This window comes from Streptomyces sp. NPDC046203 (assembly GCF_040646255.1).
Lineage (GTDB): Bacteria > Actinomycetota > Actinomycetes > Streptomycetales > Streptomycetaceae > Streptomyces.
In genome coordinates this window covers 35,838-59,249 of record NZ_JBEYZX010000006.1, presented here as the reverse complement: position 1 = coordinate 59,249, position 23,412 = coordinate 35,838, and the positions used below count along the sequence as shown (strand labels likewise).

General features: G+C 74.1%; 22 protein-coding genes. 12 read left to right on the top strand and 10 right to left on the bottom strand.

Going from position 1 to position 23,412, the window contains the following annotated elements; all coding sequences use genetic code 11:
- Positions 1-104 precede the first annotated feature (104 nt).
- Complete coding sequence (locus tag ABZ990_RS07155) at positions 105-1,043, bottom strand: DUF3027 domain-containing protein (protein ID WP_361226576.1); 939 nt, start codon at positions 1,041-1,043, stop codon at positions 105-107.
- Positions 1,044-1,357: 314 nt separating this feature from the next.
- On the opposite strand from ABZ990_RS07155, the gene ABZ990_RS07150 reads away from it, so the two are divergent.
- The 4 genes from ABZ990_RS07150 (at position 1,358) to ABZ990_RS07135 (ending at position 5,814) form a co-directional block, all read left to right on the top strand.
- Positions 1,358-3,130 carry a hypothetical protein gene (locus tag ABZ990_RS07150; RefSeq protein ID WP_361226573.1) on the top strand — a complete coding sequence of 591 codons (1,773 nt, stop codon included), beginning with the start codon at positions 1,358-1,360 and terminating at the stop codon, positions 3,128-3,130.
- Between the two features lie 364 nt (positions 3,131-3,494).
- Entirely contained in the window at positions 3,495-3,977 is a 483-nt protein-coding gene (locus ABZ990_RS07145) for a DUF2771 domain-containing protein (protein ID WP_361226570.1), read from the top strand.
- A gap of 14 nt (positions 3,978-3,991) precedes the next feature.
- Positions 3,992-4,966 carry a futalosine hydrolase gene (locus tag ABZ990_RS07140; RefSeq protein ID WP_361226993.1) on the top strand — a complete coding sequence of 325 codons (975 nt, stop codon included), beginning with the start codon at positions 3,992-3,994 and terminating at the stop codon, positions 4,964-4,966.
- Positions 4,963-5,814, top strand: a complete 852-nt coding sequence (locus ABZ990_RS07135; RefSeq protein WP_361226567.1) for a 1,4-dihydroxy-6-naphthoate synthase — start codon at positions 4,963-4,965, stop codon at positions 5,812-5,814. Before ABZ990_RS07140 ends, ABZ990_RS07135 begins: the two co-directional genes overlap by 4 nt.
- Positions 5,815-6,005: 191 nt before the next feature.
- On the opposite strand, the gene ABZ990_RS07130 is transcribed toward ABZ990_RS07135, so the two are convergent.
- Positions 6,006-6,389 (bottom strand): cold-shock protein, encoded by a 384-nt coding sequence (locus ABZ990_RS07130; protein ID WP_361226564.1) that lies wholly within the window; start codon positions 6,387-6,389, stop codon positions 6,006-6,008.
- Positions 6,390-6,570: 181 nt separating this feature from the next.
- Here ABZ990_RS07130 and ABZ990_RS07125 point away from each other — a divergent pair, with 181 nt between their 5' ends.
- Positions 6,571-6,861, top strand: coding sequence for a hypothetical protein (locus tag ABZ990_RS07125; RefSeq protein WP_361226562.1), 291 nt, complete (start codon positions 6,571-6,573; stop codon positions 6,859-6,861).
- On the opposite strand, the gene ABZ990_RS07120 is transcribed toward ABZ990_RS07125, so the two are convergent.
- A complete protein-coding gene (locus ABZ990_RS07120; RefSeq protein WP_361226560.1) occupies positions 6,849-7,478 on the bottom strand; it encodes an HAD family hydrolase in 630 nt (209 codons plus the stop codon). The genes ABZ990_RS07125 and ABZ990_RS07120 overlap by 13 nt on opposite strands.
- A gap of 189 nt (positions 7,479-7,667) precedes the next feature.
- On the opposite strand from ABZ990_RS07120, the gene ABZ990_RS07115 reads away from it, so the two are divergent.
- The 3 genes from ABZ990_RS07115 to ABZ990_RS07105 all read left to right on the top strand — a co-directional run bounded on the left by ABZ990_RS07115 (position 7,668) and on the right by ABZ990_RS07105 (position 10,824).
- Positions 7,668-8,708 (top strand): iron chelate uptake ABC transporter family permease subunit, encoded by a 1,041-nt coding sequence (locus tag ABZ990_RS07115; protein WP_361226557.1) that lies wholly within the window; start codon positions 7,668-7,670, stop codon positions 8,706-8,708.
- Between the two features lie 185 nt (positions 8,709-8,893).
- Positions 8,894-9,916, top strand: coding sequence for an iron chelate uptake ABC transporter family permease subunit (locus ABZ990_RS07110; RefSeq protein ID WP_361226990.1), 1,023 nt, complete (start codon positions 8,894-8,896; stop codon positions 9,914-9,916).
- Entirely contained in the window at positions 9,913-10,824 is a 912-nt protein-coding gene (locus ABZ990_RS07105) for an ABC transporter ATP-binding protein (RefSeq protein ID WP_361226554.1), read from the top strand. The genes ABZ990_RS07110 and ABZ990_RS07105 overlap by 4 nt, the downstream gene beginning before the upstream one ends.
- A gap of 95 nt (positions 10,825-10,919) precedes the next feature.
- Here ABZ990_RS07105 and ABZ990_RS07100 read toward each other — a convergent pair whose 3' ends face one another.
- Positions 10,920-11,912, bottom strand: a complete 993-nt coding sequence (locus tag ABZ990_RS07100) for a zinc-binding dehydrogenase (RefSeq protein ID WP_361226551.1) — start codon at positions 11,910-11,912, stop codon at positions 10,920-10,922.
- Between the two features lie 181 nt (positions 11,913-12,093).
- Here ABZ990_RS07100 and ABZ990_RS07095 point away from each other — a divergent pair, with 181 nt between their 5' ends.
- On the top strand, positions 12,094-12,453 hold the full coding sequence (locus tag ABZ990_RS07095; RefSeq protein ID WP_361226548.1) for an ArsR family transcriptional regulator: 360 nt from the start codon (positions 12,094-12,096) through the stop codon (positions 12,451-12,453).
- A gap of 164 nt (positions 12,454-12,617) precedes the next feature.
- Here the strand turns inward: ABZ990_RS07095 and ABZ990_RS07090 are convergent, their stop codons facing one another.
- Positions 12,618-13,733 (bottom strand): hypothetical protein, encoded by a 1,116-nt coding sequence (locus ABZ990_RS07090; protein ID WP_361226546.1) that lies wholly within the window; start codon positions 13,731-13,733, stop codon positions 12,618-12,620.
- A 41-nt stretch (positions 13,734-13,774) separates the two neighbouring features.
- Between ABZ990_RS07090 and ABZ990_RS07085 the strand changes: the two genes are divergently transcribed.
- The gene (locus ABZ990_RS07085) at positions 13,775-16,516 is read left to right on the top strand and encodes a helicase-associated domain-containing protein (protein WP_361226544.1); all 2,742 of its coding nucleotides are present in this window, start codon (positions 13,775-13,777) and stop codon (positions 16,514-16,516) included.
- 14 nt (positions 16,517-16,530) lie between these two features.
- On the opposite strand, the gene ABZ990_RS07080 is transcribed toward ABZ990_RS07085, so the two are convergent.
- Both ABZ990_RS07080 and ABZ990_RS07075 read right to left on the bottom strand, forming a co-directional pair.
- A complete protein-coding gene (locus ABZ990_RS07080; RefSeq protein ID WP_361226541.1) occupies positions 16,531-16,935 on the bottom strand; it encodes a Uma2 family endonuclease in 405 nt (134 codons plus the stop codon).
- Entirely contained in the window at positions 16,932-17,168 is a 237-nt protein-coding gene (locus ABZ990_RS07075; RefSeq protein ID WP_361226539.1) for a hypothetical protein, read from the bottom strand. The genes ABZ990_RS07080 and ABZ990_RS07075 overlap by 4 nt, the downstream gene beginning before the upstream one ends.
- A gap of 257 nt (positions 17,169-17,425) precedes the next feature.
- Here ABZ990_RS07075 and ABZ990_RS07070 point away from each other — a divergent pair, with 257 nt between their 5' ends.
- Complete coding sequence (locus ABZ990_RS07070) at positions 17,426-19,096, top strand: DNA repair helicase XPB (RefSeq protein ID WP_361226536.1); 1,671 nt, start codon at positions 17,426-17,428, stop codon at positions 19,094-19,096.
- A gap of 240 nt (positions 19,097-19,336) precedes the next feature.
- On the opposite strand, the gene ABZ990_RS07065 is transcribed toward ABZ990_RS07070, so the two are convergent.
- On the bottom strand, positions 19,337-19,705 hold the full coding sequence (locus ABZ990_RS07065; protein ID WP_361226533.1) for a hypothetical protein: 369 nt from the start codon (positions 19,703-19,705) through the stop codon (positions 19,337-19,339).
- A 404-nt stretch (positions 19,706-20,109) separates the two neighbouring features.
- Here ABZ990_RS07065 and ABZ990_RS07060 point away from each other — a divergent pair, with 404 nt between their 5' ends.
- Positions 20,110-22,125, top strand: coding sequence for a UvrD-helicase domain-containing protein (locus ABZ990_RS07060; protein WP_361226987.1), 2,016 nt, complete (start codon positions 20,110-20,112; stop codon positions 22,123-22,125).
- Between the two features lie 118 nt (positions 22,126-22,243).
- Here ABZ990_RS07060 and ABZ990_RS07055 read toward each other — a convergent pair whose 3' ends face one another.
- Together ABZ990_RS07055 and ABZ990_RS07050 are read right to left on the bottom strand one after the other, a co-directional pair.
- Positions 22,244-22,798 (bottom strand): isochorismatase family cysteine hydrolase, encoded by a 555-nt coding sequence (locus ABZ990_RS07055; RefSeq protein WP_361226530.1) that lies wholly within the window; start codon positions 22,796-22,798, stop codon positions 22,244-22,246.
- A gap of 261 nt (positions 22,799-23,059) precedes the next feature.
- On the bottom strand, positions 23,060-23,389 hold the full coding sequence (locus tag ABZ990_RS07050) for a hypothetical protein (protein WP_361226527.1): 330 nt from the start codon (positions 23,387-23,389) through the stop codon (positions 23,060-23,062).
- Positions 23,390-23,412: the final 23 nt, after the last annotated feature.

Here is a 23,412-nt window from a genome sequence, read left to right as displayed (position 1 = left end):
TACGGGCTCGCGCCTCACGGACGTACGTCCTGCCCCTGGAACCCCGGGCAGGACGGGCCCCGAACGCGACCCCCTACGGGTCGCGAAACGAACCGAGGGACGGGCTACGAGTGCCCCAGGTCCTCCGACGTCCCGTCCGGCTCCGACGTCGAGCCCGAGTCCTTCGCCGGGCGGAGCGGGAACTCGTCCGCCGAGACCGAGTCGAGGACCGGCGCCGCCGGGCGCGGCGGCTTCGGCATGACGGCCGCCTCGGAGTGCCCGCCACAGCCGTACGCGAGCGACACGACCCGGCCGTCGGCCGGCGAGAAGGCGTTGGCGCAGACGCCGAACCCCTGCTTCAGGGAGCCCGCCATCGGCACCAGGAAGGCGCAGGAGACACAGGTCGCGGGGGCGGCCTGGGCCATCGGCGTGTTCGGGCCGAACGCCTCGTCCCAGCGGTCGGCCGCGAGGTGCAGCCCGTACCGGGACAGCACCCGGGCCCGGCGCATGCCCAGCTCGTCGGCGACGGCCGCGACGGCACCGCGCGACGGGGCGCGGCCGGTGATCTCGGCGTCCTCGGCGTCCAGGTGGTCGGCCATCTCCTCGGAGACGGCGGAGTTCGGCGGCGGCGTGTCCTCGCCCGTGTAGCCCGGCTCCAGGCGCAGGTCGTCCTGGTCGGTCGGGAGCAGGTCGCCGGGCCCCATGTCGCCGGGGCGCAGCCGCTCGCTCCACGGCACCCACTCGGGTGCGAGGAGCGCGTCGGGGCCGGGCAGCAGGACGGTCTCGTCGAGCGTGACGTTCTTGGCGCGGGACGCGCGGGTCACGGTGACGGCCCAGCGCCAGCCCCGGTAGCCGGGCTCCTTCGACTCGAAGAAGTGCGTGACGACCCGGTCGCCCTCGGCGACGGTCTCCACGTGCTCGCCGACCACGCCGGGCGCGGCCGCCTCCTCGGCGGCCTCCCTGGCGAGGTCTACCGCCTCGGCGCAGAGACGGTCGGGGGTACGCGCGGCTCGCGGGGCACGCGGGGCTCGCTGGGTACGGCTTCGCGTCGTCGCAGCACTCACAGGTCTCGCTTCTCTCCTACGCCGTCTCACGGGTGCGCCGGCCGAGGAGCGGGAGCGAAGGCCTGGGCAGTGGGCGGAGCGGACCTGAGGGCCGCATCGACGTCCACGCCCGACGATCTCTCGCATGACTCGGGCACACCTATCGTCATCCATTCTGCGGGATGCCGAAGAGGCGCGCGGCCGAGCACATCCGCCGGTGGCGCGCTACGCACGCTACCCCGTTCGCCGCGCTCAGCCCACCTGCGCGCCCCAAGTGGCCCGCATGCCGGACGCCACGCGGCCCGCCGGAGCCGTGCGTGGGGCACTATGGCGAGGTGGCAGCCGCACGGTCTCCCGCACGATCCCACGATCATGCCGGACCGCTCAGCCGAGCGGGCCGGAGGGTCGGGCGCGCCCTGCGACTGCCGTTCACCGCCTCCGCGCGGGGCATTCGCCGCGTCACGCACGCGCACGGCGCGGGCGAGACGGGCCTGGGCAAACTGATCGAACTGCACGCCGTGAACGGCGCCGGCGACGTGATGATCACCGTCGCCCTCGCCTCCACCGTCTTCTTCGCCGTGCCCACCGACGAGGCACGCGGCCGGGTCGCCCTCTACCTGGCCATCACGATGGCCCCGTTCACGCTTCTCGCGCCCGTCATCGGCCCGCTGCTCGACCGGCTCCCGCACGGCCGCCGCGCGGCCATGGCGGCCTCCATGCTGGCCCGCGCGATGCTCGCCGTCGCGCTGTCCGTCACGATCGCGCACGGCGGGATCCAGATGTATCCGGTGGCGCTCGGCGTGCTCGTGGCGTCGAAGGCGTACGGAGTGGTGCGCAGCGCCGTCGTGCCGCGGCTGCTGCCACCGGACTTCTCGCTGGTCCGGGCCAACTCGCGGGTGACGCTCGCGGGCCTGCTCGCGACCGGCGCCGCCGCGCCGATCGCGGCCGGGCTCCAACTGGTGGGGCCGGGCTGGCCGCTGTACGGGGCGTGCGCCGTGTTCCTCCTGGGCGGGTACTGGGCGCTGCGGCTGCCGCCCGGTGTGGACTCCGCGAAGGGCGAACGGCGCGCCCGGCTGCTCACGGCCGGGGAGGACGCGGGCGGCGAGGACATCGGGAGCGGCGGAGAAGGCGGGGGCCGCGGAGACGGCTGGGAAGGCGGCGGAACGGTCCCGGGGACAGCGGGGGCTGGCGGGCCCTCAGGAGCCGTCGGGGCCGCCGGGACTGCCGGGCCTTCAGAGACCACGGGGGCCGGCGGGGCCGCCGAGCCCCACGCGTACCCCGCGACCTCCTCTACGGCTTCTGGGGCTCCCACGGCCTCCACGGCTTCCTCCGAGGCGGCTGCCGAGCCGCAGCCACTAGGGGCCCCTGGCGGCCCTGGGAAGGGCCCTGAGGCCCCTGGCGGGGGCATCCCCGGGATGATCCCGCCGGCGGCGCCCCAGGGCCCTCCAGGCCGCCGTTATGGGCGGAGCCGGACGCGCGGCGAGCGGAAGCCGAATCTGCGGACGGTCGGCCCGGCCGTCCTGCACGGCCTCCAGGCGAACGCCGCGCAGCGCATGCTGGGCGGCTTCCTGATCTTCTTCCTGGCGTTCCTGCTGCGCGTGCACCCGCTGCCGGGGCAGAGCGCGGCGGTGTCGCTCGGCATCGTGGGAGTGGCGGCGGGCGTCGGCAACGCCTGCGGGACCGCGATCGGCTCCCTGCTGCGCGGCCGGGGCCGGCGCCCCGAGGTGATCATCGCCACCATGCTGTCAGCCGTCCTCGCCACCACGATCCTCGCGGCGGTGTTCTTCGGCGGCCCCATGGTCGCGGTGCTCGGCGGGACGGCGGGTCTGACGCAGGCTCTGTCCAAGCTGTCGCTCGACGCGCTGATCCAGCGGGACGTGCCGGAGTCGGTGCGCACCTCGGCGTTCGCCCGTTCGGAGACGGCGCTTCAGATGGCGTGGGTGGTGGGCGGCGGCATCGGCATCGCGCTGCCGCTGAACGGCCCGCTGGGGATGGCGGTCGCGGCCGGCATCCTCGGCCTCGGCGCGCTGCTGTCCCTGCGGGGGCTGATCGCGGAGTCCCGGCGGCACGGGCCTCACGGGAACACTCCTCGGCCCCGGGTGGCATAGGCCGCTGTCTCGGACCGTCCAGCCGCCCAGCCGCCCGGCCGTCCGACCGTCCGGAGAACAGCCTTCGAACCGCCGCCGGGCTGTCGCGAAGGCCGTCGCGAAGGCCGTCGCGAAGGCCGTCGCGGGGCGGGCGTCACAGAGCCCTCGCGGGGCGGCCGCAGGGCCTCCCACGTGGCCGTACGCACGCGTACGCGCGGATGGCGGAGTACGTACGGCATATGCGGTACGGAGGGCGGCACCGCCCCGTACGGCGTCACGCGCGCCTCCCCGGGCCGCCGTTCCGGTGGGGCGAGGCGGGGGTCTGTCAGGCGGCACGCCGTACCCCCGCGTGTCGTGGACGCGGCGGACCGATAGCCTTCGGGCCATGACCGTTGCGTTCCTCACCCCCAAGCGCCGCCGGGCCGCCCTGGCCGTCGGGGCCGTCTCCGCGGGGCTCCTCGTCCTGTCCGCCTGCGAAAAGCCGACCCCGCTCGCGACCGTGACGGTCGGGACCAAGTCGGTGAACACCGGGGCTGCCTGCTACAACGACGGCAAGCCGCTCCCGGAGAAGGACATCCCGGGCTGCCTCAACAAGAAGCCCACCCAGTCCATCTCCGTGGACCCCGCCATGGACCAGGTCCGCTTCGGCGTCGATCCCGAGATCGCCGACATGGGCTGGACGATCTTCCTCGGGGGTCGGAACGCGGAGCCGGAGCCGTTCAAGGGCACCTTCCGCTCCATCCCGGCCAGCGCCTTCTTCTCCAGCCAGATGGGCCAGGCTCCGGAGGAGACCCAGGTGACCATCGTCGCGAACTCCGGCAAGAACGTGGCCGGGATCTGGCACTTCGAGCTCAAGAAGAAGTCCTGACCCTGTCCCCTCGCATTCTGGTCGTGACGGCCGTGGCGGCGGAGGCGGACTCCGTCGTCACGGGCCTCGGCCACCCCGCGGAACCGGCCGGCGCCGGTGCCGCGGAACCCCCTGCCGCCGCCACTGCCGGAACGATCCGGCTGCCCGGCGGCCTGGCGGTGCGCCGCCTCGCGATCCCGGACACCCTCGACACGCCTGACATTTCCGGCGCATCCGACACTCCGGACGCGCCCGGCACGCCCGGCGCTCCGGGCACCTCCGCCACGCCGGGCCTCACCCGCCCCACTGGCCCCATTGGTCTCACCAGCCTCACTGGTCCCATTGGCCTCACTGTCGACGTGCTCGCCGCAGGCGTCGGCCCCGCGGCCGCCGCCGCCGCGACCGCCACGGCCCTGGCCGTCGCGGCCACCAGCGCCTCCCCCGCGAACAGCGGCCCCGACGGAGGCCTGAACGACGCTCCGGACGGCCGCCCGTACGACCTCGTGATCTCCGCCGGGATCGCCGGCGGCTTCGCGCCGCGCGCGCCCCTCGGGAGCGTCGTCATCGCGGACCGCGTCGTCGCCGCCGACCTGGGGGCCCAGACGCCCGACGGCTATCTCGCCGTCGAGGAACTCGGTTTCGGACGGTCCGCCCACCCCGTCGCGTCCGCGCTGACCGACCGGATCGCCCAGGCCCTCGCGGACGCGGGCCGGCCGGCCGTCGTCGGCCCGGTACTCACTGTCTCGACCGTTACCGGAACCGCCGCGCGCGCCGCCGAGCTGGCGGCCCGTCACCCGGGTGCCGCCGCCGAGGCCATGGAGGGCTTCGGGGTGGCGGAGGCCGCCGCCGCGTACGGCGTGCCCGTCGCCGAGATCCGCGCCGTGTCCAACGCCGTCGGCCCGCGCGACCGCGCCGCCTGGCGGATCGGCGAGGCCCTGGCCGCGCTGCGCGACGCCTTCCAGCTGCTCAGCCGCACCGTCTTCGTGGACCCCGAGGGAATCCCGCAGTGAACCTGAAGATCGCCTACTCGCCCTGCCCCAACGACACCTTCGTCTTCGACGCCTGGGCCCACGACCGCGTCCCCGGCGCGCCGCGCCTCGACGTGACCTTCGCCGACATCGACCTCACCAATGGGTGGGCCGAGCGCGGCGACGGGGCATATGACGTACTGAAGGTCTCGTACGCCGTCCTGCCGTGGATCCTCGACGAGTACGCGCTGCTGCCCTGCGGCGGCGCGCTGGGCCGGGGCTGCGGACCGCTCGTCCTCACGCGCGAGACGACCGATCCGGCGGAGCTGGCAGGGAAGACGATCGCGGTGCCGAGCGAGCGCTCGACCGCGTATCTGCTGTTCCGGCTGTGGGCCGCCGACACCATCCCCGGCGGGGTCGGCGAGATCGTGGTGCTGCCGTTCCACGAGATCATGCCGGCCGTACGGGACGGCAAGGTGGACGCCGGGCTCGTCATCCACGAGGCACGGTTCACCTATCAGGATTACGGGCTGCACGCGCTTGCCGACATGGGCGCGCACTGGGAGCTGACCACCGGCCTGCCGATCCCGCTCGGCGCGATCGTGGCCCGGCGCTCGCTGGGCGAGGACACCCTGCGACTGCTCGCCGACTCGGCGCGCGCCTCGGTCCGGATGGCCTGGGACGACCCGGCCGTCTCCCTGCCGTACGTACTGGAGAACGCGCAGGAGATGGACCCCAAGGTCGTCGATCAGCACATCGGTCTCTACGTCAACGAGTTCACCGCCGACCTCGGCGAGCACGGCTACGCCGCCGTCCGCGGGCTCCTCACGCGCGCGGCGGCCGAGGGCCTCGTCCCGGCACTCGCCCCGGACGCGCTCCGCTTCCCGTAGGGGACACCTTCCCGTAGGGGACATCCCCTCGGGCGGTCCCCCTACGGGAAGCCCCGGGGACGGCGAAGGGCGCACACCCGTAGGGGTGCGCGCCCTCGCGTCACAAAAAGGGGAGCCGGCAGGATCCGTGGAATCGGTGGTGCCGGCAGCGCCGGTGGCGTGTGAACCCCCAGGTCACCAGCCCGTACGGGTCACACGTCGAGCTGGTCGGCGACCGCCCGCAGCAGGCCGGCGATCTTCGCGCCGTGCGCCTTGTCGGGGTAGCGGCCGCGCTCCAGCATCGGGGTGATGTTCTCCAGGAGCGTGGTCAGATCCTGGACGATGGACGCCAGTTCGTCGGGCTTGCGGCGCTGCGCCGCGGCGACGGACGGGGCCGGGTCGAGGATGACCACGGAGAGCGCCTGGTCACCGCGCTGACCCGCGACGACACCAAATTCCACGCGCTGCCCCGGCTTGAGGGCGTCGACTCCGGCGGGGAGCACCGACGAGTGCACGAAGACGTCGCCGCCGTCGTCACGGGAGAGAAAGCCGAAGCCCTTCTCACTGTTGAACCATTTGACCTTGCCGGTAGGCACGTCCGTCCTCGTCCTCGTACTCGATGGGGGCGCCGGGAGCCCGGCTCTACGGAAAAGTTCTTGTAAGAGACAGAGAGCGGGTCGCGATGACGACCCGCCGGGGACCAAGGCTAATGGCCTCAGGGCCGCTGACAAGACGCCACCGGCGCGTTCCACCCGGCCAGGGAACTACCCTGGCCGAATGCGTAGTGAAACCCCCTCGGCCCCGGCTCCGGCCCCGGCGGACGACAGCGCCGCCGGAGACGGTCTGGTCCGCGCCGGTGTGATCGTCTTCATCGTGGGCGCGGTCGCGACCCTCGTCACGGTGGCGCCGCTGCTGCTCGGCACCGCGCCGTTCCCGACGGTCGCCTACCTCGTCTCCATGCTGATGGGCGTCGGCTTCCTCGTCGCCGGCGCCGGCGTGCTGCGTTCGATCGCCGTGCAGCGCCGCCGGGCGCGGGCCGTCCAGGCCGCCGCCGCTCAGCCCCGGTAGCCCTCCCACCAGGCACGGAAGTCCGTCAGGTCGCTCAGCACGACCTGCGCGCCCGCGTCCCGCAGCTCCTCCGCGGCGCACGGTCCGGTGGCCACCGCGACCGACAGGGCGCCGGCCGTGGCCGCGCCGCGCACGTCGCCTATGTGGTCGCCCACGTACACCTTCGCGCCGTGCGCGCGCAGGGCCTCCGCCTTGCCCTCGGCCCACAGTCCGCCGACGACCTCGTCGGCCTCGATGCCGAGGTGGGACAGGTGCAGCCGCGCGAGCGGCGCGTTCTTCGCGGTGACGACGATCGCCCGGCCGCCCGCCTCGCGAACGGCTTGAATCGCATCCTTCGCACCGGGCAGCGCCGGGCTCGGCTCGATGGCGTGCACCGGGTACAGCGTGCGGTAGCGCTCCGCCATCTCCGTCACCCGCTCCGCCGGGAACCACTCCGCCAGCTCCCGCTCCAGCGGCGGCCCGAGCCGGGAAACCGCCAGGTCGGCGTCGATCGGAACGCCGGTCTCGGCGGCGATCACCAGGTAGGTCGCCTTGATGCCGGGGCGCGAATCGACGAGCGTCATGTCGAGATCGAAGCCGACGGTGGGTGCCGCGTACATGCTCTGCATAGGGCCCATTGTGCCCGCGTACGCGAAAACACCGGGGTCTAGACTTAGCCAAGCCTTACCAAACCTCCCCCTCTTTTCAGCCCTGCGCGGCCCCACCCGGCCGTGGACCGTCGCACCATCGAACGGTCCGCCAGTTCGTCTGTCCGCAAGCTTCACCAGCCTGTCTGTTCGTCAGTCCCGAGCCTCCGGTGGGTGCCGATGACCGCCACGTCCCCCTCGTCCGCCATACGCACCCGGGGCGCGCCCCGGCGGGTCGTCGCGATCACGGCGGGGGTCGTCGCCCTGCTGCTCGCGGTCGTCCTCAGTCTCGCGGTGGGCGCCCGCGCCATCGCGCCGTCGACGGTGTTCGACGCCCTGACGCACAGCGGCCCCGGCGCGCTGAGCCCCGACGCCGAGGTCGTACGGGAGCTGCGCCTGCCCCGTACGCTCATCGGCCTGATGGTCGGCGCGGCCCTCGCCCTCGCCGGAACCGCCCTCCAGGGCATCACCCGCAACCCGATCGCCGACCCCGGCATCCTCGGCATCAGCCAGGGCGCGTCGGTCGGGGTCGTCCTCGCGATCGCCTTCGCCGGGGTGCACACCCTTACGGGTTACGTGTGGTTCGCCTTCGCGGGCGCCGCGCTCGCCTCCGTCGCCGTCTACGCCATCGCCGCCGCCGGACGCGGCGGCGCCACGCCGGTGAAACTGGCGCTCGGCGGAGCGGCGGTCAACGCGCTTCTGCTGTCGGTGACGACCGGCGTTCTGACGACGAAGGCATCGGCCCTCGACGAGTTCCGGTTCTGGCAGATCGGTTCGCTGGACGGACGGGACGCCCAGATCGTCGGCCAGGTCTGGCCGTTCCTGCTGCTCGGCGCGGTCCTGGTGCTGTCGGTGGCGCGCGGGCTCGACGCGCTCGCGCTCGGCGAGGACGTCGCCCGGGGGCTCGGGCAGCGGGTCGCCACGGTGCGGATCGTGGGCGGGCTCGGCGCGACCGTGCTGACCGGCGCGGGGGTCGCGGCGGCCGGCCCGATCGCGTTCGTGGGGCTCGCCGTACCGCACATCGCCCGCGCGGTCGTCGGCTCCGACCACCGCTGGGTGCTGCCGATGGCGGCGCTCATCGGGCCGGTGATGCTGCTGGTGTCGGATGTCGTCGGCCGGGTCCTCTTCCCGCCGGGCGAGGTGCCGGCCGGGGTGATGACGGCGCTGATCGGGGTGCCGTTCCTGGTGACGCTGGTACGGCGCAAGGCGGTGCCCGCGTGAGCGCCCCCGAGAACACCACCCCCGCCCCGGCGACCACCCCGGAGGCCGCCCCTGAGACCGCCCCGGCGACCTCCGCGAAGGCCGGGAGCGCCACGGCGAAGGCGGGAAGCGTCGGCGCCAGCGCCGATCCCCGCGCCCGCGACGACCGCCACGCCCCCGCGCGCGTACGTCCGTACGGCCACGCGCTGGTGCGCGCCGGCCGTTTCTCCTTCCTCCTGCACCGGCGTTCCGTCCTCGTCGGGGCGGGCCTGCTGGTCCTGCTGGCCGCCGCGTCGGTCGCGTACCTCTGCGTCGGCGAGCGGTTCACCGCCCCCTCCGAGGTACTGCGGATACTCCTGACCTCCGAGCGCTCGCCCGCCCGTTTCGCCGTCGAGGAACTGCGGCTGCCCCGGCTCGTGACCGGTCTGATGGTGGGCGCCGCGTTCGGGATCGCGGGCGCGCTCATCCAGACCGTCGCCCGCAATCCGCTCGCCAGCCCCGACGTCATCGGCATCAGCCAGGGCGCGGGCGCGGTGACGGTCGCCGCGATGACCTTCGGGCTCGTGTCGTACGACCTGATCCCCTACGTGTCGATCGCGGGCGGGCTGCTGGCCGCCGGCCTCGTCTACGCGTTCGCGTGGCGCGGCGGGCTGCACGCCACCCGGTTCGTGCTCATCGGCATCGGCTTCGCGATCGCGCTGCGCTCGCTGATCCATCTCTTCATGACGAAGGGCGACTACCTCGTCGCCCAGCAGGCCCAGATCTGGATGACCGGCTCGCTCAACGGGCGCGGCTGGGACGAGGCGGCGCCGCTGCGCTGGGCGCTGCTCGCGCTCCTTCCGGCGCTCGCGTGGGCGGCGCGGGCCCAGCGGACGGTGTCGCTGGACGACGACACGGCGACCGCGCTCGGCGTACGGCTCGGGCGGGTCCGGCTCGGCCTTGTGGCCGTCGGCGTGACGCTCGCGTCCGTCGCGACGGGAGTGGCCGGGCCGGTGGACTTCGTGGCGCTGCTCGCCCCGCAGATCGCCCGCCGCACCACCCGTACCGCGCAGATCCCGCTCTTCGCGTCGGCGCTGCTCGGCGCGCTGATCGTGGTGCTCGCCGACCTGCTGGGCCGGCGTTTGTTGTCCCCCACCGAACTGCCGGTGGGTGTCCTGACGGCGGCGGTCGGCGCCCCGTACCTGATCTGGCTGATCGTGCGCGGCCGTGGAGTGGGAGGCAGGTCATGAGCGTTCGGACGGCACGGACGGCACAGTCCGTGGAGAAGACGGGCGAGGCGAGTGGGGCAGATGGGGCAGGCGGGACGAGCCGGCTCGCGGCGCGCGGGCTGACGCTCGCGTACGAGGAACGCACGGTCGTCGAGGAACTGGACCTCGCGATCCCGGACGGGCGGGTGACGGTGATCGTCGGCCCGAACGCGTGCGGCAAGTCGACCACCCTGCGCGCCCTCGGCCGGCTGCTCAAGCCGAAGGGCGGGGCCGTCCTGCTCGACGGCGAGGAGCTGGCGAAACTCCCGACGAAGCGGATCGCCCGCTCCATAGGGCTGCTGCCGCAGACCCCGGTCGCACCGGAGGCCATCACGGTCGCGGACTTGGTGGCGCGCGGCCGGCAGCCGCACCAGGCGTGGTGGAAGCAGTGGTCGGAGGAGGACGAGCGGGCCGTCGTCGACGCGATGGAACGTACCGATGTCACCGCCCTCGCCGACCGGTCGGTGGACGAACTGTCCGGTGGTCAGCGCCAGCGGGTCTGGATCGCGATGGCCCTGGCCCAGGAGACCGATCTGCTCCTCCTGGACGAGCCCACCACCTATCTGGACATCTCCCACCAGGTCGAGGTCCTTGACCTGGTCCGCCGCCTCAACCGGGTCCGGGGCCGCACGGTGGTCGTCGTCCTGCACGACCTCAACCAGGCCGCCCGGTACGCCGATCACCTGGTCGCCATGAAGGCGGGCCGCGTGGTGGCGGAGGGATCTCCGGCCGAGGTCGTCACGGCGGAGCTGGTACGGGAGGTCTTCGGCCTGGAGTCGGTGGTTGTCCCGGACCCGGTGACGGGGTCGCCGCTGGTGGTGCCGGGAGCGCCCTGGGCGGAGGAGGCCGAGGCGAGGGACGAGGACGACGGGCCCGGGGCCGGGGTCTAGGAGTGCCCGACGAACGAAGGCCGCCTGGCATATGCCGGGCGGCCTTCGTCGTACAAACAGGTCCCCCGCCCTCGGCTCGGGTCGGCTCGGGTCGGCTACGCGACCTTCAGCAGGAGCTTGCCCGTGCTCGTACGGGAGCCCATCAGGCGGTGCGCCTCGGCCGCGTCCGTGAGCGGGAACTCGGCGGTGACGGGGAGGACGACCGTACCGTCCACGACCCGGGCGAAGGCCTCTTCGGCGAGGGCGCGCAGGGCGTCCGGCGCGGTCTGGGCGAGGGACAGGACGGAGAAGCCGGAGACGGAGATCCCGGTCGGGTACAGCTCGGGCTGGCCGACCCGCCACGGCTCGGCGGAACTGGCGTTGCCGAAGGAGACCAGGCGGCCGAAGACGGCGAGGGAGGCGAGCCCGGCCTCGAACACCGCGCCGCCGACCGGGTCCAGGACCAGGTCGACGCCACGCCCGCCGGTCGCCTCGCGGACCGCCTTCTCCAGGGCGCCCGGGTCCTGCCCGAAGTCGCCGGTGAACAGCTCGTCGTAACCGTGTTCGCGCGCGTACGCGGCCTTCGCGGGCGAGGACACCGTCCCGTACACCGCGCCCGCGCCCGCCGCCTTCGCGAGCCGGCCGGCGACGGTGCCGATGCCGCCCGCCGCGCCGTGCACGAGGACGGTCTCGCCCGGCTGGAGCCGGCCGACCGCGTGGACCAGGGCCTGGGCGGTGGGCAGCACGGTGGGCAGGGTCGCGGCGGTCCGCAGGTCGATGCCCGCCGGGACGGGGAAGACGGTCGCGGCGTCGGCCACGGCCACCTCGGCGTAACCCCCGCCTCCCAGCAGGGCGGCCACCTCCTGGCCCACGGCCAGGCCGGTGACCCCCGCGCCGACGGCGCGGACCCGGCCGGAGACCTCCAGGCCGGGGCAGAAGGGCAGGGCCGCGACGCGGTAGCCCTCGGCACGGGCCTTGAGGTCGGCGAAGTTCACTCCGGCATATGCCACATCGATGCTCACCTGCCCGGCGCCCGGCTCGGGGACATCGGCGTCCACCGTCTTCAGCACCTCCGGGCCGCCGAACTCCCCCGCCTCGATCGCACGCATGACACACCTCCGGTTCGGCGGAGGGCATGCCGCCGACCACCTCGACTGTTCAACGAAAAGCGAACACTGCCGACTGTATGATCGCCATCGAACACTCCGCAACCCCTTGGATCCGGTTCGATCCGGCGGGTCGCCGGGGTCGACGAAATCGCCTGGCCGCGTCCGGCTCCGGGAGGACAGCGTGACGACAAGCAGCTCAAGCAGCCATCGGGCCGCGCCCGAGCACACCCACCCCGACGACGTCCCCGTCCTCACCGCCCTCGCGGCCCTCGCCGACCCGGTGCGGATCGCCCTCGTCCGCGCGCTCGCGGGCTCGGAGGAGTGGACGCGCGCGTGCGGCAGCTTCGACGTACCCGTCGGCAAGGCGGCGCTCAGCCACCACTTCGCGGTGCTGCGCGCGGCGGGGCTCGTCGAACAGCGCGACCAGGGGCCCAAGCGGGTCAACCGGCTGCGCCGCGCCGAGTTCGAGGCCCGCTTCCCGGGCCTGCTGCACCTCGTCCTGCGCGACGACGACGGCCGGCCGGACCCCACGGAGGGGTAAGGAGCGGGCGGGCCGCCACCCGGCGAGGACCGGGCGGCCCGGCAGAAAAGTCCGCCCGCCGGTCCGGACGGTCAGGCGGTCAGGCGGTCAGGCGGTCAGGCGGTCAGGCGGTCAGGCGGTCAGGCGGCCGGATAGAACCCGAACCGTACGGCCCCGGCCGGGACTCAGGCAGCCCTGCGGCGGGCCCGCCAAAGAAGGAAAAGCGCCGAGGCGACCGCCGCCATCCGCAGGATCCACGGCCAGCTGTCGCCGAGCGCCGTGCTCAGCCCCGCGTCCCGCGCACCGGCCGCGCCCTGCGTGAGCGGCTCGCCCCAGTGCCCCATCGCGCGCCCCCACAGCCAGACGAACCCGCCGCCCACGACCATGCCGGGCACCACGAGAGCGGCGCCCTTGCGTTCGCGGGAGAGGTACGCGAGGACCCAGCCCGCGGCGAGCGGGATGAGCGAGCCGAAGGCCGCGCCCACCAGGAGCAGGCCGGCGGCGGCCAGCAGGACCAGGGAGCCGGGGCCGAAACCGGTCCACCCCCGGCGTACCCGAGCGCCTTCCTCCGCGCCCTCCCCCGCCGCGTACTCCCCTGCGGCCTGCGCCCCGGACTCGGCGTCGTTCTCCTCGGAGTCCTCGTCGCCCTCGGTCTCCTCCGGGTCCTCAGTACGCGGCGGCCTCAGCAGATCGGCGATCTCCACGCCGCCCACGAAGCCCGGCACTCCGCCCGTCTCCCGGTCCCAGTCGCCGTCCGGGTCCGCGAACGTGGCGTTCTCACGCCACCACCCGCCCGGCACCCCCGGCGCCCCCTCCTCGCGCGGCGCGGGAACGGACGGCGTGGACGGCGCGGACGGCGCGGCACCGGCACCGTCCCCCCGGCGGGAAGCGGACGGCGCCTCGGACCCGCGGGGCCGGGGCAGCTCCACCGGCTCCGGTACGGGGCCGGTGGCCTTCGCGAGGCGCGAAGCCGAGCCCGCGCCCGAATCCCGGCCCGCACCCCGGTCCCGGCCCGCACCCGGGTCCTGCCCCGCGCCCGCACCCCGGTCCCGCCCCGCGCCCGTATCCGGGTTCGCGGCCGGTGCGACCCGCCCGACCAGCGCGTCCGGTTCCCCCAGCGCGCGCAGGATCCCCGGCACCCGCTCGCCCTTCACCGCGCGGCGCCGCTCGATCTCGTCCCGCAGCCCCGTGACAAGCTCACGGCGCTCGGCGGCCGGTACCTGGCGCTGCTGTGCCAGGTCGCCGACCCGGCTCAGATAGTCGAAGACCAACCGGTCGTTCTCGATCCCCTCGTTCCCCACGGCACGACGGTAGCGCCTGCGCAGGGGCTAACGTGGTGCGGATGGGGATCGGTGAGCTCGACCGGGAGGCGCACGTGCCCGTAGGAACAGACGGCGGCGACGCCGGCCAGGGGCCGCACGAGGCCCCTGGCCGGGGGCCGGGCGGCGCACCCGCGTCCGGTCAGACCCCGCGCACCCTCGCGGAGGCGCTGCGCGCCGGGGGCGACGACGCGCTCGGGGCCCTGCTGCGGGCCCGCCCTGACCTGCTCGCGCCGGTCCCGAACGATCTGACCCAGCTGGCCACCCGGGCCGGTACGCGCGCGTCGGTCGTCCGGGCCCTTGAACGGCTCGACAGGTTCGCCCTGCGTACCGCCGAGGCCCTCGCCGTGGCCCCGGACCCCGCGCCCTATCCCGTACTCCTCGGTCTGCTCGCCGGTGACACGCCGGACCCCGCCGTCGAACGGGCACTGCCCCGCGCGGTGGGCGTGCTGCGCGCGCAGGCGCTGGTGTGGGGCGACGACGAGCGGCTGCGGCTGGTGCGCACCGCGCGCGAACTCCTCGCGCCCTCCCCGCAGCACCCCTCGCCCACCGGCCTCGGCCCCACGGTCGCGGAGGCGACGGCCGGGATGTCGCCGGGCCGGCTCCAGGAGATCATCGCGGCGGCCGGGCTGCCCGCGACCCACGATCCGGTGTCGGCGGTGGCGGCACTGACGGACCTGTTCACGGACCGTACGCGGATGGCGGCGCTGCTCGACACCGCGCCGCCCGAGGCGCTCGCCGTACTCGACCGGCTGGTGTGGGGACCGCCGTACGGCGAGGTCACGGCCGACCCGGCGCCCCCGGTCCGGTGGCTGCGCGACCGGGGTCTGCTGCTGCCCGCCTCGACCCGCACCGTGGTCCTGCCGCGCGAGGCCGCCCTGCATCTGCGCGGCGGGCGGGCGCACCGCGCGGCGGAGCCGGACGCGCCGGTGGTGACGGCGGCCCGCGAGTACCGTCCACAGGTGGTGGACAACGCGGCGGCCGGTCAGGCATATGCCGCACTGGCGACCGTCGGCGAGCTGCTGAAGTCCTGGGACCTCGGCGGCCCGCCGGTGCTGCGCGCGGGCGGTCTCGCCGTCCGCGACCTCAAGCGCACGGCGGCGGCGCTCGACGTACCGGAGCGGATCGCGGCGTTCTGGCTGGAGCTGGCGTACGGGGCGGGGCTGCTCGCCTCGGACGGCGAGGCGGACGAGCGGTACGCCCCCACTCCGGCATATGACAGCTGGCTCGACCAGCCGCCCGCCGAACGCTGGGCCGGTCTCGCCACCACCTGGCTGGCCGCCACCCGTACCCCCGCCCTGGCCGGCGGCCAGGACGCCAAGGGCCGTACGCTCGCCGCCCTCGGCCCCGGCCTGGACCGCTCGGCCGTCCCCGAGGTCCGCCTCCGGGTCCTCGCCCTCCTCGCCACCCTCCCGCCGGGCGCCGCCGCCGATCCGGAGACGGTCCTCGCCCGGCTGCGCTGGGACCGCCCGCCGCGCGGTGACTCCGCCGGTGCGGCGCGGGCCATGGGAGGCGCGGGCGGTACGAGCGGTGCGGGAGGTACGGGAGGGGTGGCCGATCCTCGGGAGCAGCTCGCCCGCTGGGCCCTGGAGGAGGCCGAACTCCTCGGCATCACCGGCCGAGGCGCGCTCGCCGCCCCCACCCGCGCGCTCCTGAACCTTCCGCTCGCCGAGGCCGTACCCGACATCCCGGGTGCCCCCGGCGCTCCCGGCGCCTCCGCCGCGCCCGACCCGCTCGGCGTCCTGACCGAGGCCGCCCAGGCGTGCGAACCGGCCGTCGCCGCCTCGCGCGCCGCCACCCTCCTCGCCCCGCTGTTCCCCGAGGCCGTCGACCACGTCCTGCTCCAGGCCGACCTGACCGCCGTCGCCCCGGGACCGCTGCTGCGGCCGCTCGCCGACATGCTGTCCGTCCTCGCGGACGTCGAGTCCAAGGGCGGGGCGACCGTCTTCCGCTTCACGCCCGGCTCCGTACGCCGCGCCCTCGACTCCGGACGCACCGCCTCCGACCTGCACGCCTTCCTCGGCGCGCACTCCCGCACCCCGGTGCCGCAGCCGCTGTCGTACCTGATCGACGACGTGGCGCGGCGGCACGGCCATCTGCGGGTCGGCGCCGCCTCGTCGTACGTCCGCTGCGACGACGACACCGTGCTCGGCGAGATCCTCGCCGACCGGCGCGCGGCACCGCTGGGGCTGCGCCGGCTCGCGCCCACGGTCCTCGCCGCGCAGGCGGACCCGGCGGCGCTGCTCGACGGGCTGCGGGCGATGGGGTACGCGCCGGCGGCCGAGTCCGCCGAGGGCGACGTCCTGATCACCCGCGCCGACGCCTACCGCACCCCGCCCCGTACCGCCCCGACCCCCGTCCCCGAGGGCCCGCCCGCACCCGACGCGACCCTGCTCGCGGCGGCCGTCCGGGCGATCCTCGCGGGCGACCGGGCCGCGACCGTCGCCCGCAAGGAGCCGACGGGCGGGGCTGCGGACGCGGGCGCGGGTACGGGTACGGACTCTGCGGCCCCCTGGGCGGACGGCGGCCTCCCCCGCACCTCCGCCGCCGAGACCCTGGCCACCGTCCAGGCCGCCGCGATGACGGGCACGGCGGTCTGGATCGGCTACGTCAACGCGGAGGGCGCGGCCAGCCAGCGCGTGATCGCCCCGGTCCGCGTCGAGGGCGGCTTCGTGACGGGCTACGACCACACGGCCGACGAGGTCCGCACGTACCCCTTGCACCGGATCACGGGGGTGGCGGAGCTGGCGGAGGAGGACGTCTGACGTCTAGGGGGCGTCTAGGGGACGTCCGGGCGGTTCGTACGGTCCGTCCGCTGGGTGCGCGGGCGGACGAGCCGGCCCGGGTCGAGCTTCAGCGGGAACGGCGCCTCGATCGCCGTCTCCCGCCCCGCCTCGGCCACCGCGCGCTCGACGTACCGCCGCCCGTCGCCGCTCAGCTCGGAGACGATCAGCGCGGGTACGGGTCCGAGCTCCAGGCGCCACAGGTGCGCGATGCCCGCCTCGGCGTAGTACGGCGGCTTGAGCAGCCGGTCGGTGCGACGGCCGGAGGACGACGGCGAGACGATCTCGACAACGAGGAGGACCGCCTCGGAGTCGACGGCGATCGGATCCTCGGCGGCGGCGGATGCCTCGACCACGGCGATGTAGGGGACGAAGAGACCGTCGGGCAGGGAGACGTTCACCGCTCCGACACCTCGGCGGGCGCACCGGCCCGCCGCACGGCGTCGTCCAGCAGCCGCCGAAGGCGCGAGAGCGCCCGCTGGTGCGCGATCCCCGGGGCGGGCGAGAGCAGCAGCGCCTCGCCCACCCGCTCGCGCCGCTGCCCCCGGTCCTCGCCCAGGGCGAGCACGCGCTCGGTCGTCCAGGGTCCGGCATACGCATACGGTTCGCCATACGGCTCGTCCCAGGCGGCCATCCCGCCACCTCCCACTCGGCTCGGTTCGGTTCGGCGCGGCTCGGTTCGACTCGACTCGGCTCGACTCGGCGGTCCGACGTGCGTCGGCCGGCGCGCGCCGCCCGCCGTGCCGAGACTGGCAGAGCCGAGACTGGCAGAGCCGACCGACATCGCCCCGTTCCTCGCCCGACCCCGCCCCGTACCCCTCGCCCATCAGGCAAACTGGATGTTTGGCCGCGTTCGGCCGCGTGGAACGCGTGGAAGGGAAAACACGACACGTGAACGGTCCACTCATCGTCCAGAGTGACAAGACGCTCCTGCTGGAAGTCGACCACGAGCGGGCCGCCGACTGCCGGCGCGCCATCGCCGCGTTCGCCGAGCTGGAGCGGGCGCCCGAGCACATCCACACCTACCGTGTGACGCCGCTCGGCCTGTGGAACGCGCGTGCCGCCGGGCACGACGCCGAGCAGGTCGTGGACGCGCTCGTGGAGTTCTCCCGCTACCCCGTCCCGCACGCGCTGCTCGTGGACGTCGCCGAGACGATGGCCCGGTACGGGCGGCTGACGCTGTCCAAGCACCCCACGCACGGGCTCGTCCTGACGACCACCGACCGGCCCGTCCTGGAGGAGGTGCTCCGGTCGAAGAAGGTCCAGCCGCTGGTCGGCGAGCGGATCGACCCGGACACCGTGGTCGTTCACCCCTCCGAGCGCGGGCAGATCAAGCAGACGCTGCTCAAGCTGGGCTGGCCGGCCGAGGACCTCGCCGGTTACGTGGACGGCGAGGCGCACCGGATCGACCTCGCCGAGGACGGCTGGTCCCTGCGTCCGTACCAGCAGCAGGCCGTCGAGGGCTTCTGGCACGGCGGCTCCGGTGTCGTCGTACTGCCCTGTGGCGCGGGAAAGACGCTGGTCGGCGCCGGTGCGATGGCCCAGGCGAAGGCGACCACGCTGATCCTCGTCACCAACACGGTCTCGGCCCGGCAGTGGAAGCACGAGCTGATCAAGCGGACCTCGCTGACCGAGGACGAGATCGGCGAGTACAGCGGCGCGAAGAAGGAGATCCGGCCGGTCACCATCGCCACGTACCAGGTGCTGACGACCAAGCGGAAGGGCGTCTACCCGCACCTGGAGCTGTTCGACTCCCGTGACTGGGGCCTGATCGTGTACGACGAGGTGCACCTGCTGCCCGCGCCCGTCTTCAAGTTCACCGCCGACCTCCAGGCCCGCCGCCGGCTCGGGCTGACGGCGACGCTCGTACGGGAGGACGGACGCGAGTCCGACGTCTTCTCGCTCATCGGGCCGAAGCGTTTCGACGCGCCGTGGAAGGAGATCGAGGCGCAGGGCTACATCGCGCCCGCCGACTGCGTGGAGGTACGGGTCGACCTCACGGACGGCGAGCGGCTCGCGTACGCGACGGCCGAGGCCGAGGAGAAGTACCGGTTCTGCGCGACGACGGCGACCAAGCGCAAGGTCACCGAGGCGCTGGTGAAGAAGTTCGCCGGGCAGCAGATCCTGGTCATCGGGCAGTACATCGACCAGCTCGACGAACTCGGCGCGCACCTGGACGCCCCGGTGATCAAGGGCGAGACGTCGAACGCGCAGCGCGAGAAGCTGTTCGACGCCTTCCGCAGCGGGGAGATCAACGTCCTCGTCGTGTCGAAGGTCGCCAACTTCTCCATCGACCTGCCCGAGGCCACCGTCGCCATCCAGGTCTCCGGCACCTTCGGTTCCCGGCAGGAGGAGGCCCAGCGCCTCGGCCGGGTGCTGCGACCGAAGGCCGACGGCCACCAGGCGCACTTCTACTCGGTGGTCGCGCGCGACACCATCGACCAGGACTTCGCCGCCCACCGGCAGCGGTTCCTGGCGGAGCAGGGGTACGCGTACCGGATCCTCGACGCGAGCGAGCTGCTGAGCGGTGGGAACGGGGAGACGGGGGCGGAGGCCCCGTAGGGGGACTGAGGGCCGTAGGGGACCTGGGGCTGCCGGTCCCGTAGGGGACCTAGGGACCCGTAAGGGACCTAGGGGACCTAGGGGACCTAGGGGACCTAGGGGACCTAGGGGCTGTAAGGGACCTAGGGGTCCGTACGGCCCCTTACGGGCCCCAGGGGTCGCCGGTCCCGTAGGACCCGGAAGGGCCGTACGGGACCGACGACCCTACGGGCCGGCCCGTATCCGCCAGCCGCCCCGGCGTCAGTCCAGCAGGGCCAGCACCGGGGCGGCGAGAGCGAGAGCGTACTGGGCGATCAGCAGGGCCTTGCGGGGCAGGAAGAGGACGGCCAGTCCGGTGACACCGGACAGCACGAGGGCCCAGCCGGCGGCACTGGCGAAGCCCCCGGCGACACCGTCACCGCTGACGGCGTCGCCGAGGACGACGGCCCCGGTGCCGAAGGCGCAGACGAAGAGAAGAACGAACCCGAAGCCGGCGAACACCCGCAAGGCGCGCGCGTTCGCGGCAACGGTCCCGGCCCCCTCCCCTCCGGCCCCGGCCCCGTTCCCGGGCTGGGGTGCGGTCGCGGGGCCCTGCGGCTCGTTCTGCGGCGGCGTCGTCATCGAGGTCATGCCCTCATCACAGCAGCGCGGGCCGGGCCCCCGGAGGCGTCGCCGTACTCAACCCGCCCCCGCTCCCATACTCACCTCCCCCGCTCTCACCACCCGTCCGTACGCAGCCCCGCCCGCACCGCCCACACCCACCGCACACCCGTGCGCACCGCCTTCCCGCACTCACCCCACCCACCCCGCGCACCCCGCACGCCCCAGGGCTCCGCCCCGGAACGCGTTCGCCCCGACCCTTCGCCCGGCGCTACACTCGCCAGCTTCCCCGCCTCCCGCCCGGTCCCTGCCGCGGACCGTGTGAGGAGCGCGCCGCCGTCCGGTCGGAAACCGGCGGCCACTCGACGTGTCCGCGTACCCCTGCCGGAGGCAGCACCGTGTCCGTGTCCGTGTCCCCCACCGATTCCGACCCGATGTCCGACCCGCTCGCCCGCGAGCGCGCCCACCTCGCCGCGTCCCGCGCCGCGCTGCGCGCGATGCGCGAGGAGGCGGAGTCACTCGACATCCGCGACGTCACCGCGAACTGGGTCAACTCGCTCATCCTCACCGCCCAGATCGAGGAGCGCATCAAGGCGCTCGCCGATCTCTCGGACACGCCGCTCTTCTTCGGCCGGCTCGACTACCTGCACACCACGCAGGAGGGGCAGCGTTTCTACATCGGCCGCCGCCATGTACACGACGCGGCGGGCGACCCGATGGTGATCGACTGGCGTGCGCCGGTGTCGCAGCCGTTCTACCGGGCGTCGAAGCGGGATCCGCAGGACGTCGGGCTGCGCCGCCGCTTCGGCTACACGGGCGGCGACCTGACCGCGTACGAGGACGAGCACCTGTCCGACCCGGCGGAGCTGGAACACACCAGCCGTCTCCTCCAGGCGGAGATCGAGCGGCCGCGCGTCGGTCCGATGCGCGACATCGTGGCCACCATCCAGCCCGAGCAGGACGAGATCGTCCGCTCCGATCTGTCGGGCACGGTGTGCGTGCAGGGAGGCCCCGGTACCGGTAAGACGGCCGTCGGTCTGCACCGTGTCGCGTATCTGCTGTACGCGCACCGGGAGCGGCTGGCCCGGACGGGCACGCTGGTGATCGGGCCGAACCGTTCCTTCCTCCACTACATCGAGCAGGTGCTGCCCGCGCTCGGCGAGTTGGAGGTACGGCAGGCGACGGTGGACGACCTGGTCGCGCACGTCGAGGTACGGGGTGTGGACGAGGCGCCGACCGCCGTCGTCAAGGGCGACGCCCGGATGGCGGAGGTGCTGCGGCGCGCGGTGTGGTCGCATGTGAAGGTGCCGACGGAGCCGCTGATGGTGGTGCGCGGTTCGCGGCGGTGGCGGGTACCGGCGTACGAACTGGAGGAGATGGTCCGGGAGTTGAAGGACCGCGACATCCGGTACGGGGCGGCCCGCGAGGCGCTGCCGCAGCGGATCGCGCACGCGGTCCTGGTCCGGATGGAGCAGGCGGGCGAGGCGCCCGACGACCGGGTGCAGAACGCGGTCGCGCGCAACACGGCGGTCAAGGCGGTCGTGAAGGAGTGCTGGCCGGCCATCGATCCGGCGAAGCTGGTGCTGCGGCTGCTCGGCGATCCCGCGTTCCTGGCCGAGCATGCGGACGGGCTCCTCGACGAGGACGAGCAGAAGGCGCTGTTGTGGGCGAAGCCCGCGCGCAGTGTAAAGACGGCCAAGTGGTCTGCCGGGGACGCGGTGTTGATCGACGAGGCGCGGGACCTGGTGGAGCGGACGCATTCGCTCGGCCATGTCGTCCTCGACGAGGCGCAGGATCTGTCGCCGATGCAGTACCGGGCGGTGGGGCGGCGCTGTACGACGGGTTCGGCGACGGTCCTCGGCGACCTCGCCCAGGGCACCACTCCCTGGGCGACGGCGAGTTGGGCGGAGGCACTGAAGCATCTGGGCAAGCCGGAGGCGATCGTGGAGGAGCTGACGGCCGGTTTCCGTGTGCCGCGCGAGGTGATCGCGTACGCGTCGCGCCTGCTGCCGCACATGTCACCGGGGCTCGCGCCGGTGGAGTCGGTCCGTGAGAACCCGGGCTCGCTGGCCGTACGGCGGGTCGACGGCGAGGAGCGGGACGCGGCGGTCGTCGCCGCGTGTGTCGAGGCGCTGGCGCACGAGGGCTCGATCGGTCTGATCGCCGCCGACGCGCGCATCGCGCCGCTCGCGGAGGCGCTGGAGGCGGCGGGGCTCGCGTATCTCTCCCCCGGCGAGGAGACCACGGCCGAGTCGCGGCTGACGCTCGTACCGGCGTCGCTCGCGAAGGGTCTGGAGTACGACTACGTGGTCCTCGACGAGCCGGCGGCCGTGGTGGACGGCGAGCCGGACGAGCGGACCGGCCTGCGGCGGCTGTATGTGGCCCTGACGCGTGCGGTGTCCGGTCTGACGATCGTCCATCTCTCGGATCTGCCGGAGCAGTTGGCGTAGCGGCCCGCCGCACGGTGATGGTGCGCGCGGACCGGACCGGCCAGAGTGGCGCGGGGCGGGCCGGGCCGGGGCGGCACGAGGCGGGCCTCGCCGGATCGGGTCGGAGCGGGTCCGGGCTCTAGACGATCTCCCCGAGCCACTCGGCGCAGGTCGTGACCTCGATGCCCCGGCTGGGGAAGACGACGTCCATGAAGAAGTCGTGCACGGCCGGGTCGCCGTCGCCGCAGCCGTCGCGGAGCACCGTCAACTGGTAGCCCCGGTCCGCCGCGTCGTAACAGGTGGCGGCCACCATGGCGCCGGTCGCGACGCCGGCGACGACGAGCGAGGTGACACCCCGCGAACGGAGCACGAGGTCGAGATCCGTGCCGGCGAACGCGCCGGCACGGCGCTTCGCGACGACGACGTCCTCCTTCGCGACCGGGAGGGCGATCTCCGTCCCGGGCGACCCGTCGTGGAAGGCGTCCCCGGCGGCGTGGAACATCCGGTACAGCTCGTTCTCCGGCGGCAGGTCGGCCCCGTTGCCCCGCATCGCGAAGTGCACGAAGACGACCAGGACCCCGGCCACCCGCGCCCTCGGCAGCAGTTCGGTGAGCGTCGGCACGATGCGCTGGACGAACGGGTAACTCCCCGTGATTCCCCGCTGAATGTCGCCGATGATCAATGCGGTGGTCACGACGGACTCCTCTCCGGTCTCCTCCCTCCGCAGGCTACGGACGCCCGCCCCCGCCGTCACGCGATTCCCCACACCCGGCCGCCGCGTCGTTCCTCATTCCTCCCCCACCGAGATCCGCAGCTCGCCGACCAGCGCCTCGGCGAGCGGCCATGGCACTCCTTTCGGGCCGATGGGGCGACCGCCCCGCCCCCGCGAAGTTCGCCCCATCGGCTGAGTCAGGACTTCTCGCTCCAGTTGTCCCACGTCGGACGGAGCAGGGGCTCAGTACGCGGCCTGGACATTGTCGGCCGCCGCCGTCCACTCGATGCCGTTCGCCGCACGGATGTACGCGATGCGCACCACCCGCCCGTCACCGTGCAGTTCATGCCTGACGGCGGTCAGCTCACCCTCGGCGCCACTGGCGGTGTCCCGCACCCGCGTACGAATCAGCGGATGCTCTTCGAAGCCGTCCGCCGCGACCGGATACACCCCCGTCACCCCGGCCCGGCCCACGAACCGCTCCCACCCGGCGGCGGCCCGGACGCGCAGCTCACGGCTCGGAGCACCCGGGGGCGATGCCTCCGCAGGGGCGGAATCCCTCGGTTCGGTCACAGACCGGCGAGGTACTTCTTCCG